This window comes from Candidatus Symbiopectobacterium sp. NZEC135 (assembly GCF_025962695.1).
Map to the genome: position 1 here is coordinate 17615 of NZ_JAGFPF010000019.1, position 14723 is coordinate 32337.

A 14723-nucleotide genomic window follows, 5' to 3' on the forward strand; every position below is an offset into this window, starting at 1 on the left:
CTTGCTCTTCAGCGAGTGTTGATTGTTTTCATCACCTCGCTGCTGGTTTTTTCTCCGTATCTCAATCAGTTTACGGATATTCAATTGCTTTCCTCTCGACGGAGCGGTATAACACGACACACTTTGGAAGTGTAGACGTCTATACGTATAAGGGAACGCATGCAGCAGTACAGAACACCCACTCAGGAAATCCCTGCGCAATCAGGTACCTTTAAACGTGCAATGAAGGCGCGTCACCTCATCATGCTGTCATTGGGCGGCGTCATTGGCACTGGGCTGTTTTTTAACACCGGCTATATTATTTCCACCACGGGTGCTGCGGGCACGCTGCTAGCCTATCTGATTGGTGCGGTGGTGGTGTATCTGGTGATGCTATCACTGGGGGAATTGTCGGTGGCGATGCCGGAAACCGGGGCGTTTCACGTTTATGCATCACGCTACCTTAGCCCGGCGACTGGCTACACCGTTGCCTGGCTCTATTGGTTGACCTGGACAGTGGCATTAGGCTCAAGCCTGACGGCGGCGGGCTTTTGCATGCAATACTGGTTTCCCTCCGTCCCCGTCTGGGTGTGGTGTCTGGTGTTTTGCGTCTTGATTTTTGTCCTGAATGTGATTTCCGCGCGTTTTTTTGCCGAGGGCGAATTCTGGTTCTCGGTGATTAAAGTGATTACCATTCTGGCCTTCATTATTCTGGGGGCTGGGGCGATGATCGGCATCATTCCGCTCAACGATGGCGCACCTGCGCCGCTGTTGACCAACCTCACTGCACACGGTTGGTTCCCCTTCGGTGGCTTGCCCATTCTGATGACCATGGTTGCGGTTAATTTTGCCTTTTCCGGCACTGAGTTGATTGGTATCGCCGCCGGGGAAACCGAGAACCCGCATAAAGTGGTGCCATTAGCGATTCGTACCACCGTTGTGCGCTTGATTGTGTTTTTTATTGGCACCGTGCTGGTGCTGGCGGCCTTGATTCCGATGGAACAGGCGGGGATTGTCAAAAGCCCGTTTGTACAGGTATTTGAGCGCATTGGTATTCCGTATGCGGCGGATATTTTTAACTTTGTCATTCTGACGGCTATTTTATCTGCGGCTAATTCCGGCCTTTATGCCTCGGGGCGTATGCTGTGGTCACTTTCAAATGAGAAGACGCTGCCTGCCTGTTTTTCCCGTCTTACGCAACGCGGCATTCCACTGATAGCGATCTCGGTCAGTATGTTGGGTGGGTTGTTGGCGCTGGCGTCAAGTGTTGTTGCGCCCGATACGGTGTACGTGGCGCTTTCTGCCATCTCCGGGTTTGCCGTGGTTGCCGTATGGCTCAGCATTTGTGCGTCTCATATTGCTTTTCGTCGTCACCATCTGCGTTCCGGGCGTTCACTGTCGGAGCTCAACTACCGCGCACCCTGGTTTCCTTTTACCCCCATTGCTGGCTTTTTACTTTGCCTGCTAGCCTGTGTTGGGCTGGCATTCGATCCCACGCAGCGAATTGCCTTGTGGTGCGGATTGCCTTTTGTGGCTGTGTGCTATGCCGCTTATTATTTCACGCAGCGGCAACAGACACGTCAATTACCTGAGGAGTTGGATAATGTTACCTGAGAATCCCCTTGCTGCGCTGCTGGAACAGTCACCCGTGGTGATCCTGGATGGTGCGCTGGCTACCGAGCTGGAAGCACGCGGCTGTGATTTGTGCGATCCGCTCTGGTCGGCGAAAGTGCTGATGGAAGCGCCCGAGCTAATTTATCAGGTGCATTACGACTATTTTGCTGCCGGGGCGCAATGTGCTATCACCGCCAGCTATCAGGCGACGCCACAGGGTTTTGTGGCGCGTGGACTGAGCGAAGCAGACTCGCTAGCGCTGATCGCGCGCAGCGTCGAGCTGGCGGTGCGTGCCCGTGAAGATTATTGCGCGGCGCATCCCGATACGGGAGCACTGTTAGTGGCGGGCTCCGTAGGGCCGTATGGCGCTTTTCTGGCGAATGGGGCTGAATATCGTGGCGATTATCATCTGCCACAGGAAGAGATGATGGCATTCCACCGGCCACGTATCGCGGCGTTGGTCGACGCGGGCGTTGACGTGCTGGCGTGCGAAACCCAACCCTCGTTGCCGGAGCTGGCGGCCCTGTTGCAGTTGTTGCGCGAGTTTCCCACTGTTACTGCCTGGTTTTCATTTACGCTGCGTGATGAGCAGCACATCAGCGATGGCTCGCCGCTGTGTGACGTTGTGGCGCTGCTGGATAACCACCCGCAAGTTGTCGCGATGGGCATAAACTGTGTCGCATTGGAAAGTGCGACGGCGGCGTTAGCGCATTTATCCTCACTGACAGCGTTGCCGCTGGTTGTCTATCCTAATTCCGGCGAGCATTATGATGCCAACGCCAAACGTTGGAGCGCAACCGGGGAGCAGGCGTGCTCGTTGACCGCGCATGTACCCGACTGGAGAGCTGCGGGTGCGCGCCTGATTGGTGGGTGCTGTCGTACCACGCCGCAGGATATTGCCGCTATTTCTCATGCGTGCCAGCATGAGTCGCATCATTATTGAAGGAGACATCATGACCAACGGGACTGAAAGCGCTCGTCGTGCCTATCGCCAACTGTGTGACACATTGGGGCTCACCTTACCCATCACCTTTCTGGATATTGCTGCTGAGCAAACCGTTGTCGTGTCGTCGCCGGATGCCGCAGCGCTACGGCTGGCATTAGGGTATGAGAAAACCGCCGCGGCTTATTTTCACCATCTGCCCCCGACACCAGACGACATGGAACGGGCAATCATGACCGTAGAGGATGAGGTCACACGCATTCGCCATCAGGTGGATACGCAACACCCCCTTTATCTGTACGATCCGGCATTGGCGTCATTGGCTGAGGCAACCGGTGTGTCGGCCAATGCGCACGGTTGGTACATTGAACAGGACGATATCGAGCGATTGTTTAAGCGTTTCGAACAGGTGATGCTCGGTCGTCCCGCCAGTTGGGAAGCCATTCCGCTGGACAACGCATTCACGGCCCGTTTGTTGATTTTGCGCGAATTTATGCACCATCTGGGCTATTTATCGGTATTTATTGTTAATACCACTGCCAACGAGTCCCCCTAACGCTTGCCTCTGCGCGTGGTATCGCGATAAGGTCAGATTTTCTCTGGCCGTTGGTAGCGTGTTTATGGACATCCACGATCTGCATGATAACCCCGCGCGCATTGCAGCTGTTGCCGCATTGCTCTACGCCGAATGGTCGGCGTTTCCCCGTTGGTCGAATACGTCAGCCATTGAATTCTCGCTACGCCAGCGCGGCGTGGCGCCCGATCGTGCGTTCTCACTGGGTATGTTTGCTCACGATGACCATGCGGTTGCTACCGCCAGTATCATTCGCTATGAACTGGACGATTGCCCAGAACGAGAATACTGGCTGGGAGAAGTGGTCACTGCCCCGTCGCAGCGTGGCAAAGGGTGGGCTACGGCGCTGGTGAATGCCTGCGTGGCGCGCTGCCTGCAGCAGGGTATCGAGATGCTGTATTTGTATACGCCCGACAAGCAGGCACTCTATGCCCGAATGGGGTGGCAACCGTTAGAGCAACGTCAGGTGGCAGGCGAAAGTGTCACTGTGATGTGTTTATCGCTCGGAAAGTGAAACATGCTGGCAGACTATGTGATGAAGTCTATTATCTGTGGTAGGTTTGACATAGTAGCGGATATACAGGCAGTGTTTTATCCAAAGGGACAGCCGCAAGCAATGCCATGAAGGGCTTTTGGCAGCGCGGGCGGCCTCGTCGTTCACCGGACGTGGAGAAGAGTCATGACGACACACTTTTTGGGGAAATATGAGATCGAGCTGAAATTCAAGATTAAGGATATTAGCGAGTTTCGTGACACGTTATTAAGTCTTCATCCAGAAGCTTTTGTGTTTGAGAATAATGAATATGATATTTATTACGATGATCCGCTCGCCTCGTTACAGAAAAGAAATATGAGTATGGTGTTACGGTCTATGTCGCCTTCTGGAATTAAATTATGGATTGTTAAAGGTCCAGAAGAAAGGCGTTGCGAGGCTGTTAATATCGAATCGGTTGAAAAAGCAGACAGCATGTTACACACGTTAGGCTATATTCCTATTCATCACGTAAATAAAACCCGCAGTATCTATTTCCTCGAACAGTTCCATATCACACTCGACTATATCGCTATGCTGGGACACTACGTGGAAATATCGGTCATGACTGATGACGAGGCCGCATTGCAGGACCTGGAAGAGGCCTGCGTGCAGTGTGCGCTGCGTTTGGGGCTGGATATGGAAAATAAAGAGCCTCGCTCATATCGTCAATTATTGGGCTTTTGAGACTGTCAACCTGGATTAAACTCGATGCATAGAATTGGCAAAAGGATTTATCATTCTATGATCGAGTTAAAATAATTATTCTGTTATCAGCGTAGTATCTGAATAAGCACCGTCGTGGCACGTCGTACACCATGATTAAAATCCATGATGGGGCCGCACGGTGTGAATTATGTTGTGAAAACTTTAACGCTTTGTATAAGGATGTTCTGGGGCGAATTGATTTTTGAGATATCGGTGATAAGTGTGGCAGGCAGTAAATATTATATTACCAGCTTTTGTAAGTAAAAAAATCAATCGTGTTTGTTTCATCCTGCAAAATAACAGAATAAAGGAACCGAATTATGAAAAAAAAGGTGCTGTTATTCAGTGCGCTGGCACTCGCTTTTTCTTCCATGGCGCAAAGTGAGACGCCCGAGTCTACCGATCTGGTGATCATCGGTGCGGGTGGCGCTGGCATGTCTGCGGCCATTGAGGCACATAACCAGGGTGCAAAAGTTATCCTGTTGGAAAAAATGCCGTTTGCCGGTGGCAACACGGCGCGTGCTGAGGCTGGGTTGAACGCCGCGGGCACTTCTTATCAAAAAGCCAAGGGCATTCAGGACAGCCCGGAGCTATTCTTCCAGGACACTATGAAAGGCGGCCGCAACATCAACAACCCCGATCTGGTGCGCACGCTGTCTGAACGTGCAAAAGACTCTGTGCAATTTTTGAAGGATAACGGCGCTGAGTTAGCAGATTTAACCCGTACTGGCGGTGCCAGCGTGGATCGTACCCACAGACCTGCCGGAGGCGAACCGGCCGGTAGCTTCATTGCAACCGCGTTAATCAAAAAAGTAAAAGCGCTGAATATCGATCTGCGCACCAATACGTCCGCCACTGAAATTGTGCAAAATGACAAGGGCGAAGTCACCGGTATTAAAGCGAAAGGCAAAGATGGCAAAGAATTTGCGCTCAATGCCAAAAAAGTGATGATTACGTCAGGGGGATTTGGTGCCAACTTTGACATGATCAAGCAATACGACCCGAAACTCGCCAATTTCAAAACCACCAATGCGCCGGGGTCACTGGGCGAAGGGGTGAAGATGGCGGAGAAAATCAACGCCAAGCTGGTGGATATGGAATATATCCAGATTCACCCCAGCACCGTGCCGGGTAAAGGGATCCTGATCACCGAAGCGGTGCGTGGCGACGGTGCGATTTTGATCAATGAAGAGGGCAAACGTTTTATCAACGAATTGCAGACGCGTGATGTGGTTTCTCAAAGTATCCTGAAACAGCCGGGTGCTCACGCTTATCTGATCTTTAACGATGATTTGGTAAAACAAAACAAGACCATCAACAGCTACTTCAAGCAAAAACTGGTGGCTGAAGGTGATACACCGGAAGCATTGGCTACTGCCATCAAGGTTGATAGCAAACAGTTGCCGTTAACCCTGAAAACCTACACCAGCTATGCAAAAGCCAACAAGGATACCGAGTTCGGGCGTGACAGCTTTAAACAAGCGCTGGATACCGGTAAATATTACGCCATTGAAGTCACGCCGGGCATCCACCACACCATGGGCGGTATTGCCATCAACACCAAAGCGCAAGTGGTCAACAAAGACGGGAAAGTCATTCCGAACCTGTTTGCTGCGGGTGAAGCCGCAGGTGGGGTTCACGGTGCTAACCGCTTGGGCGGTAACTCACTGGCGGATATTGTTACCTTTGGCCGCATCGGTGCCGATGAAGCGGTGAAAGAAATCAAAGCAGGAAAATAAGTCATTGTATTCAGGGGACGCCGCTTCGTGAGCAGCGGCGTTGCTGTTATCACAAAACCAGAGAAAGCGAGAAAATGATGAAAAAAACCGTTCCATCGTTGGTGGCTGCTGCTGCCTTGTTGTTTGTTGCCTCAGCCGGCGTTCAGGCTGCCCAAACGTATAAAGACGGTACCTACACCGGCAAAGCGCAGGGTAAAGAAGGGGAGATCGAAGTTTCGGTGAAAGTCAGCGAAGGCAAAATTGCCAATGTGGAAGTGGTAAAACACGAGGACACAGAAGCGCTGATGCTCGGTGTTATTGATAATATCGTGCCGGAAATTGTGGAAAAACAAACGGCAGACGGTATTGATGCGGTAACGGGTGCCACCATGTCCAGCACTGGCGTACTGGAAGCAGCAAAACAGGCGCTGGCACAAGCGAAATCCTAATTGGATAGATAGACGCCTGTGGCCGATGTCACAGGCGTTATTATCGCCCACACTATTTATTTCTCTTTATTATAAATGCCAAGGCTATTTACGCTCTTTCATCGATAATGTCGACGTGAATATTTTTACCATTGAATAATAGTTATCACTGAATGCTTTCATTATGTTGATATCATGCGGAATATTGATAACAAACGTGTTTAATTATGCTGGCGTATGATTTATCGGCAGAGAAAAACGCCGAGGCGTTATCATTTCATGATCGAGTTAAAATAATTATTTTTCTAAGGGTGTATTATTTTAAAAAGCAGCGCCGTTGCACGTCGTAGACCATGATTAAAAACCATGATAGTGCAATTTGCTGTGAATATATTGTGACAATATTATTGAATAAAGGAATATATCATGAAAAGAAAGGTACTGTTATTCAGTGCGCTGGCACTCGCTTTTTCTTCTATGGCACAAAGTGAAAACCGGGAATCTACCGATCTGGTCATCATTGGTGCCGGTGGGGCGGGCATGTCCGCCGCTATTGAAGCACACAACCAGGGTGTTAACGTTATTCTTCTGGAAAAAATGCCGTTTGCCGGGGGAAATACCGCGCGCGCAGAAGGCGGTTTAAACGCGGCGGGAACACCTTATCAAAAAGCCAAAGGCATTGAAGACAATCCTGAACTGTTCTTTAAAGATACGATGAAAGGAGGGCGGAACATTAATAACCCTGAATTGGTCCGTATCCTTTCAGAGCAGGCGAAAGACTCCATTGAATTTTTGAAAATCAATGGTGCTGAACTGGCTGATGTGTCGCGAGCGGGCGGCGCCAGCGTCGACCGCATTCACCGGCCTGTGGGTGGGGAACCTGCTGGCAGCTTCATTGCTACGGCGCTGATCAAGAAAGTCAAAGCGCTTAATATCGATATGCGTACGCGTACCTCCGCGACGGAAATTATCAAAAACGATAAAGGTGAAGTAACGGGAATTAAAGCTAAAGGCAAAGAGGGTAACGTTTACACCATTGATGCCAAGAAGGTCATGATCACTGCCGGTGGCTTTGGCGCCAACTTTGACATGATTAAACACTACGATCCCAAACTGGTCGGTTTTAAAACAACGAATGCGCCAGGCTCGTTAGGGGAAGGGGTTAAAATGGCGGAAAGTATTAACGCCAAGCTGGTGGACATGGAATATATCCAGATTCACCCAACCACCGTTCCCGGAAAAGGTATTTTGATCACGGAAGGGGTTCGCGGTGATGGTGCTATTTTAGTCAATGAACAAGGGAAGCGTTTTATTAATGAACTGCTGACGCGTGATGTGGTCTCGCAAAGTATTTTAAAACAACCCAACGCCCATGCTTATGTAATATTTAATGACGCGCTGGTTAAACAGAATAAAACCATTGACACCTATTTTAAACAGAAACTGGTGTTTGAAGGTGATTCTGTTGAGGCGCTTGCCACCGCCATCAAGATGGATCCTAAACAGCTCTCTGCCACGCTCTCCGCTTATACGGGCTATGCCAAAGCCAAAAAAGACACTGAGTTTGGTCGCGAAAGCTTTAAGCAAGCGTTGGATACCGGGAAATATTATGCCATTGAAGTGACCCCGGGCATCCACCATACCATGGGTGGTATCGCCATCAATACCAAAGCGCAGGTGGTCGATAACCAAGGCAAGGTGATCCCGAACCTGTTCGCTGCGGGTGAAGCGGCAGGTGGGGTACACGGTGCCAATCGCCTGGGCGGTAACTCCCTGGCAGATATCGTGACCTTTGGTCGTATCGGTGCTGATGAAGCCGTAAAAGAAATTAAAGCCGGTAAATAAGCATCACTCAACGCAGCGCCTGTGACTCCGTTCACAGGCGTTATTGTGTGTGCTTGCGTTCGGCGCCTAAGTAGGAAAAATAATCGCTGTTAAACTTTGTCACAAAAGCTTTTTCTGCTGCGCAGTGCGTAGTGGCGAGCGCTAACTTATAATGCCCGGGTTGTTACCAATACCGTAACCGTTATTTATTTAAGACGTTGAATAATGATTAAAAAACATAAGTTTTCTCTGCTTGCATTGCTGTTGCTGTCCGCGCACATGACATTCACCCCCTCCGTATTGGCGAAAACGGCTGCGCCAGCCATTGCCAGTACACATCAGGAGATCGCTTCAGGCAGCGCGATGGTGGTCGATCTGCGTGATAATAAAGTGCTTTATTCCGCTAACCCGGATGTCGTGGTACCTATTGCTTCTGTCACCAAACTGATGACCGCGTTGGTGGTGCTGGATGCAAATTTGCCGCTGGATGAAGTTATCTCGGTGGATATCAGCCACACACCGGAAATGAAGGGGGTTTATTCTCGCGTACGTTTGAACAGCCAGATCAGTCGCCGCGACATGCTGCTGCTGGCCCTGATGTCCTCCGAAAACCGCGCCGCTGCCAGCCTGGCACATCACTATCCGGGGGGCTATCAGGCATTTATTGCCGCGATGAATGCCAAGGCCAAAGCGTTGGGCATGACGCACACCCGCTATGTTGAGCCGACGGGGCTATCGATTAACAACGTCTCTACTGCGCGCGATCTGGTCAAATTGCTGATTGCCAGCAAGCAATATCCGCTGCTGAGTCAACTGAGCACCACGCAGGAGAAAACCGCTACCTTCACCAATCCGAGCTATAGCCTGCCGTTTCGCAATACCAATCATTTGGTTTACAAAAATGACTGGAATATTCAGTTGACCAAAACCGGGTTTACTAATCAGGCGGGCCATTGTCTGGTCATGCGCACAGTGATCAATCAGAAACCGGTAGCGCTGGTCGTGCTGGACGCCTTCGGCAAATACACCCACTTTGCGGATGCCAACCGTCTGCGTCGTTGGATGGAAACCGGGCAGGTAACCGCAGTACCGGATGCCGCGTTAAGCTATAAAAAGCAAAAAGCGCTCGCCTCACGCGCATCGGGTCAAGTGGCGCGCGTTGCAACGGATACTGAATAACGCGTTTTAACGCTGCTGCTTTGTCACAAACCCCGGCAGAGAGTTTCTCTGGCGGGGTTAACGTCTTCGCCGTCGTCAGGCGCGAAAATCCTCTACCACCACACGCGTGCCGTTATTGGTGACTTCATCTTCGTGCGCCGGTTCGCGCCAGGTTTCAGCCAACGCGCTGGTGTACCAACGTTGCATCGCAGGTTGCCCTAACAGATGTTGGCAGTAGGTCTGCACGGTTGATGAAACCGGCAAATTATACGTTTGAATGCGAAATACCACCGGTGCGAAAAAGGCATCCACAGCGCTGAAGGTATTTCCTGCTAAAAACGGCCCGCCAAAACGCGTAAGGCCTTCCGTCCAGAGTACATCAAGGCGGGCTAACTCATTGCGTAATGCCGCTGACAGTTCCGGTAACGCTACGCGTACACCACAGCTCATTGCACACTGGTTGCGCAACGCGGTAAACCCCGAGTGCATTTCCGCTGACGCACAGCGGGCCCAGGTGCGGGCCGTATTCTCTTCGGGCCACACGCCGCGATGGCGTTCAGCCAGATATTCAATGATAGCCAGTGAATCCCACACCACCTGATTATCATCGACCAAACAGGGCACTTTTGCCGTCGGGGAAAAGGCTTTGAAGGCGGTTTGCACCGCGCCTGCGCTAAACGGCGTCAGCTGTTCGGTGAAAGGAATATCCAGTGCGGTCATCAATACCCAAGGGCGCAGTGACCAAGACGAATAGTTTTTATTGGCGATATGCAGTTGATACATCGGTAGTGAGGCTCCAGGCAGTTGAGCGGTGGGCGATATCAGTAGGAGTATCATGAAATGCGCATAATGACACGCGGCAGATGAGAGATGGCGCAGGATTGCGTAATTCTTTCAGTTTTTACTAAAGACAATCAGAACAAATACATTATGATTACGCGCTGGACATTTTGACGACGTTACTGACGTCATTTTCAAACCTCACAGGCGCTCCCCGATGACGTGGAGTGCGGCATGCTTGGGCTAGAATAACGAATGAAATGGCTTACCTCTTTGACGATTGCGATTGGCCTGGCCTGCTCCCCGGCCGGTGCGCAACTGACCAATACTGCACCTGTTGCAGCACAAAGTAATGCTGCACAAAACAATGCGGCCCATCAGGCGCAGCGTGATGCCTTTGTCTCCGATCTGCTGCGTAAAATGACCACCGACGAAAAAATTGGGCAGTTACGCCTGATCAGTGTGGGAACCGATAACCCGAAACACGTGATCCGCGAGATGATCAGAGACGGGCAGGTGGGCGCGATTTTCAACACGGTAACGCGTCAGGACATTCGAGCGATGCAGGATCAGGTGATGGAACTGAGTCGCCTGAAAATTCCGCTGTTCTTTGCCTATGATGTGGTGCACGGTCATCGAACCATTTTCCCGATCGCGCTGGGATTAGCCTCTTCCTGGGACATGAACAACATCGCCAAAAGCGCCCGTGTCTCCGCTTATGAAGCCACCGAAGATGGGCTAAACATGACCTGGGCGCCGATGGTGGATATCACCCGCGACCCGCGTTGGGGACGGGTATCGGAAGGCTTTGGCGAAGACACCTGGTTGACCAGCCAAATTGCCCGCGCGGTGGTGAAAGCGTTTCAGGGAGAAGCACCGACTGACCGACATTCACTGATGACCAGCGTCAAACACTTTGCCCTCTATGGCGCGGTAGAAGGCGGACGCGATTACAACACCGTGGACATGAGTCCCCAGCGCATGTTTCAGGATTACTTACCGCCGTATAAAGCAGCGATTGATGCAGGCAGTGGTGGCGTGATGGTTGCCTTGAACTCCATCAACGGTGTGCCTGCAACCGCAAACCGCTGGTTGTTGAAAGATTTACTGCGCGATCAGTGGAAATTCCAGGGGATTACCATCACCGATCACGGCGCAATTAAAGAACTGATGAAACACGGTGTGGCGAGCGATCCACGTGATGCGTCGCGCATTGCTCTGAAATCCGGCATCGCGATGAGCATGAGTGATGAGTACTTTGTGAAGTACCTGCCTGAGTTGGTGAAAAGCGGTGCTATCACCATGCAAGAACTGGATGAGGCTTGCCGCCAGGTACTGAACGTGAAGTACGACATGGGACTGTTTGCCGATCCTTACCGTATGCTGGGCGCTGCCAGCAGCGATCCGGTGGACACCAATGCGGAAAGCCGCTTACACCGTGCCGAAGCGCGTGACGTTGCTAAGCGCAGCCTGGTATTGCTGAAAAACCGCCTCAACATTCTGCCGCTGAAAAAATCGGGCGTGATTGCGGTGGTGGGGCCGTTGGCGGACAGTAAGCGCGATACCATGGGCAGTTGGTCCGCGGCCGGGCTGGCGCGCCAAACGGTGACCGTATACCGCGGCATTCGCACGGCAGTGGGTAATGACGCAACGGTATTCTATGCCAAAGGCGCGAATGTCAGTAATCACAAAGGCATTATCGATTTCCTGAACCAATATGAAGATGCGGTGCAGGTTGACCCGCGTTCACCGCAAGCGATGATTGATGAAGCGGTGGCGGTGGCGAAGAAATCTGATGTGGTGGTTGCGGTCGTCGGTGAAGCGGCCGGTATGGCCCATGAAGCTTCCAGCCGTTCCAACATTGATTTACCCCAGAGCCAGCGCGATCTTATCGCCGCGCTCAAAGCCACCGGCAAGCCGTTGGTGCTGGTGTTGATGAACGGTCGCCCACTGGCGTTGGTGCGCGAAGATCAGCAAGCGGACGCGCTGCTGGAAACCTGGTTTAGCGGTACGGAAGGGGGCAATGCAATCGCCGATGTGCTGTTCGGAGATTATAACCCGTCAGGCAAGTTGCCGATGTCCTTCCCACGTTCTGTTGGTCAAATCCCAATTTATTACAACCACTTGCCCTCTGGTCGTCCGTATACGCCGGAAAATCCCGGCAAGTACACCTCGCATTACTATGACGAAGCCAATGGCCCACTGTATCCGTTTGGCTACGGCTTGAGTTACACCACCTTCAGCGTGTCGGACGTAAGCATGTCCAGTCCGCTGATGAAACGTAACGGCAGCGTGAACGCGAGCGTAACGGTCACCAACACCGGTAAGCGCGCAGGCGAAACCGTGGTGCAGCTCTACTTGCACGATGTCGTCGCGTCTATCAGTCGTCCGGTCAAGGAACTGCGTGGCTATGAGAAAGTGATGCTGCAACCGGGTGAAAGCCGCGTTATCAGCTTCACCATCACGGAAGAGGACCTGAAGTTCTACAATGCGCAAATGCAGCAGGTTGTCGAACCGGGCAAGTTTGAGGTATTTATTGGTCTGGATTCACAACGTGTGAAACAGCAGAGCTTTACGCTGCTCTAACACCTATCGCGCACCAACGATCCTCGGCTTATGCCGGGGATCGCCTTCACTATAGCGGCATCGCGGGTGCGGTGGCATCAACCGCCGTGAACCAGAATGATATAACCGACCAGCATCAGACCGCTAATCCCGCCTAACGTCATCAATGAGAACACGCCGATCATGGCGATTTTGCCGAGGTTCATAAAGTTATCCTTTTGTTAATCGCCATAAATTATAAAGCCTATCGCGTATGAAACAAGCGGCCTGCGCGATTAACGGTGTCAGTCCAGCCATAACGCCAGCAACAGATAACCGCCAAACAGCATCAATATAGCGCCTGCGCCACGTTCAATCAGATAAAGGTAGCGTTGCAACGTCTGCTGTATCCGCTGTTGCCCTATCATCGCTGCCAATGCGATATCCCACAGTAATACCACACTGAACATCCACCCGCCGCTGACGGCTTGTTGTGTCAGCGTGACGGATGGGCCAAGAATACTGGCCATCAGGCTGATATAAAACAGCATATTTTTGGGGTTAAGCAACGAAGAACCCAGACCGAGCAGCAACTGATGTGCCAGTGACGGCACGCGCTGCGCCTCTGTGACTGCTAGCGCGGTGGTGCGTGCCGAGCTGCGCACCAGCTGTGAGCCGATCCACAGCAGATATAGCGCCCCGGCGAGTTGCAACAGAACAAAAGTCTGTGGCATTTGCGAAATGGCTGCACCGCCCATAATGGCTAGCAGGATATAGCCGCCGTTGCCCAGCGCGATGCCGATACAAATTCCGATACTGCCGCGCAGGCGGTGGCGCAGCGCGTAGGCCGCCAGCAAGAAGAAGTCGGGGCCAGGGCTGAGCAAGGCGACAAAATGTGCCAAGGCGAGTGCGGGGAAATGGGCAGGAAACAGGGTATCAATAACCATAACAGTGACCTCAACGAAATAATCGAGGCCAAGTCTAGTGAGCTTGTTGGGCTAATTATTGTCAAATAGTGATCGTGGCGGACGGAGATTCACTCGCTTGCTGATATTGCCCCGGTGTCGCCGCCGTGTGCAGCACAAAGATTTTGTGAAAATGACTTTGATCGCTAAAGCCGCTTTGGTATCCGGCATCGGCCAGCGGTACGCCTTGCTTAATCAGTGTTTTTGCATATTCAATGCGCGCATTATTCAGGAAAGCCATGGGCGTGATGCCGGTATCTTCACGGAAATGTCGTACCAGCGTTTCTCGGCGCAGGTGCAGCTCCTGTGCCAGCGTGGTCAGCGACGGCGATGTTTGCAAATTGCTGAGCAAACGCTGGCGCATATAGCGCGTGGTGGATTGCTCCACGAGTGGCTGCTGTGCAGCGCAGTAACGAGATAGCAGTGTGGATACCAGCGCGTTCAACTGTGGTGTCGCGTGGGTTATATCGTGGCGATAGAGGCTGTTGATCAGTTGCAGTCCATCGCTAAACAGGGCGTTATCTTGCACGCGCACAGGGTGGCAATGGATCGCGGCCACCGGCTGCCCGTACTGTTCGGCTAAAAGCGCCCGACACCAGGCTGCGTCGAAGTAAAACATGTGATAGCTGCGGGTCTGTCCCGGCAGTGGGGTACAACTGTGCGGCGCATGCGGGTCGATCAACACCATATCCCCGGCGTGTAACAGATGGTCTGCCCCGCGATAGTGGCAGACGGTACTGCCCGCCACGACCAGGCCGAGGGAGAGCTGGGTGTGCGAATGGGTTTTATACCCCTGATTGCTACGCCAGGTCGAACGGCATTCAACCTGAGGCAGATGAGGAGAAAACCAATAGGTTTGTTTGACGCGGTACACCGCCGACATGGGAAAGACTCTTTATCACGATTTACTTTACCCTACTGGCTGCATGCAGGTTTGTCGAGGGGAATGGCGGCTG

Annotated in this window: 13 protein-coding genes; 10 read left to right on the top strand and 3 right to left on the bottom strand. The window is 52.1% G+C overall.

All coding sequences use genetic code 11. From position 1 onward, the window contains the following. The first annotated feature begins 159 nt into the window (after positions 1-159). The 9 genes from mmuP to pbpG all read left to right on the top strand — a co-directional run bounded on the left by mmuP (position 160) and on the right by pbpG (position 9499). Complete coding sequence (gene mmuP / locus J5224_RS11775) at positions 160-1593, top strand: S-methylmethionine permease (RefSeq protein WP_264625559.1); 1434 nt, start codon at positions 160-162, stop codon at positions 1591-1593. Next, positions 1583-2536 carry a homocysteine S-methyltransferase gene (gene mmuM, locus J5224_RS11780; protein ID WP_264625560.1) on the top strand — a complete coding sequence of 318 codons (954 nt, stop codon included), beginning with the start codon at positions 1583-1585 and terminating at the stop codon, positions 2534-2536. The genes mmuP and mmuM overlap by 11 nt, the downstream gene beginning before the upstream one ends. Before the next feature lie 10 nt (positions 2537-2546). Then, positions 2547-3092, top strand: a complete 546-nt coding sequence (locus J5224_RS11785; RefSeq protein WP_264625561.1) for a hypothetical protein — start codon at positions 2547-2549, stop codon at positions 3090-3092. 64 nt (positions 3093-3156) lie between these two features. Further along, the gene (locus J5224_RS11790) at positions 3157-3624 is read left to right on the top strand and encodes a GNAT family N-acetyltransferase (RefSeq protein WP_264625562.1); all 468 of its coding nucleotides are present in this window, start codon (positions 3157-3159) and stop codon (positions 3622-3624) included. A 165-nt stretch (positions 3625-3789) separates the two neighbouring features. Next, entirely contained in the window at positions 3790-4329 is a 540-nt protein-coding gene (cyaB, locus tag J5224_RS11795) for a class IV adenylate cyclase (protein WP_264625563.1), read from the top strand. 341 nt (positions 4330-4670) lie between these two features. Further along, positions 4671-6089 (top strand): flavocytochrome c, encoded by a 1419-nt coding sequence (locus tag J5224_RS11800; protein ID WP_264625564.1) that lies wholly within the window; start codon positions 4671-4673, stop codon positions 6087-6089. 74 nt (positions 6090-6163) lie between these two features. After that, positions 6164-6517, top strand: a complete 354-nt coding sequence (locus tag J5224_RS11805; protein ID WP_264625565.1) for an FMN-binding protein — start codon at positions 6164-6166, stop codon at positions 6515-6517. 405 nt (positions 6518-6922) lie between these two features. Then, positions 6923-8341, top strand: coding sequence for a flavocytochrome c (locus tag J5224_RS11810; RefSeq protein WP_264625566.1), 1419 nt, complete (start codon positions 6923-6925; stop codon positions 8339-8341). Between the two features lie 204 nt (positions 8342-8545). Further along, positions 8546-9499, top strand: coding sequence for a D-alanyl-D-alanine endopeptidase (pbpG, locus tag J5224_RS11815; protein ID WP_264625567.1), 954 nt, complete (start codon positions 8546-8548; stop codon positions 9497-9499). Between the two features lie 75 nt (positions 9500-9574). Here pbpG and J5224_RS11820 read toward each other — a convergent pair whose 3' ends face one another. Then, positions 9575-10261 carry a glutathione S-transferase family protein gene (locus J5224_RS11820; RefSeq protein ID WP_264625568.1) on the bottom strand — a complete coding sequence of 229 codons (687 nt, stop codon included), beginning with the start codon at positions 10259-10261 and terminating at the stop codon, positions 9575-9577. Positions 10262-10513: 252 nt separating this feature from the next. On the opposite strand from J5224_RS11820, the gene bglX reads away from it, so the two are divergent. Beyond that, positions 10514-12844 (top strand): beta-glucosidase BglX, encoded by a 2331-nt coding sequence (gene bglX, locus J5224_RS11825; RefSeq protein ID WP_264625569.1) that lies wholly within the window; start codon positions 10514-10516, stop codon positions 12842-12844. A gap of 263 nt (positions 12845-13107) precedes the next feature. Here the strand turns inward: bglX and J5224_RS11835 are convergent, their stop codons facing one another. Together J5224_RS11835 and J5224_RS11840 are read right to left on the bottom strand one after the other, a co-directional pair. After that, entirely contained in the window at positions 13108-13749 is a 642-nt protein-coding gene (locus J5224_RS11835; protein ID WP_264625571.1) for a LysE family translocator, read from the bottom strand. 61 nt (positions 13750-13810) lie between these two features. Then, positions 13811-14650 carry an AraC family transcriptional regulator gene (locus J5224_RS11840; protein ID WP_264625572.1) on the bottom strand — a complete coding sequence of 280 codons (840 nt, stop codon included), beginning with the start codon at positions 14648-14650 and terminating at the stop codon, positions 13811-13813. Positions 14651-14723 lie beyond the last annotated feature (73 nt).

Excerpts from the sequence above, each read along its gene's own strand:
- J5224_RS11790 (WP_264625562.1), top strand. The coding sequence starts at position 3,157 with ATGGACATCCACGATCTGCATGATAACCCCGCGCGCATTGCAGCTGTT.
- J5224_RS11840 (WP_264625572.1), bottom strand. The coding sequence starts at position 14,650 with ATGTCGGCGGTGTACCGCGTCAAACAAACCTATTGGTTTTCTCCTCAT.
- J5224_RS11800 (WP_264625564.1), top strand. The coding sequence starts at position 4,671 with ATGAAAAAAAAGGTGCTGTTATTCAGTGCGCTGGCACTCGCTTTTTCT.
- pbpG (WP_264625567.1), top strand. The coding sequence starts at position 8,546 with ATGATTAAAAAACATAAGTTTTCTCTGCTTGCATTGCTGTTGCTGTCC.
- J5224_RS11785 (WP_264625561.1), top strand. The coding sequence starts at position 2,547 with ATGACCAACGGGACTGAAAGCGCTCGTCGTGCCTATCGCCAACTGTGT.
- J5224_RS11810 (WP_264625566.1), top strand. The coding sequence starts at position 6,923 with ATGAAAAGAAAGGTACTGTTATTCAGTGCGCTGGCACTCGCTTTTTCT.
- cyaB (WP_264625563.1), top strand. The coding sequence starts at position 3,790 with ATGACGACACACTTTTTGGGGAAATATGAGATCGAGCTGAAATTCAAG.
- bglX (WP_264625569.1), top strand. The coding sequence starts at position 10,514 with ATGAAATGGCTTACCTCTTTGACGATTGCGATTGGCCTGGCCTGCTCC.
- mmuP (WP_264625559.1), top strand. The coding sequence starts at position 160 with ATGCAGCAGTACAGAACACCCACTCAGGAAATCCCTGCGCAATCAGGT.
- mmuM (WP_264625560.1), top strand. The coding sequence starts at position 1,583 with ATGTTACCTGAGAATCCCCTTGCTGCGCTGCTGGAACAGTCACCCGTG.
- J5224_RS11805 (WP_264625565.1), top strand. The coding sequence starts at position 6,164 with ATGATGAAAAAAACCGTTCCATCGTTGGTGGCTGCTGCTGCCTTGTTG.
- J5224_RS11820 (WP_264625568.1), bottom strand. The coding sequence starts at position 10,261 with ATGTATCAACTGCATATCGCCAATAAAAACTATTCGTCTTGGTCACTG.
- J5224_RS11835 (WP_264625571.1), bottom strand. The coding sequence starts at position 13,749 with ATGGTTATTGATACCCTGTTTCCTGCCCATTTCCCCGCACTCGCCTTG.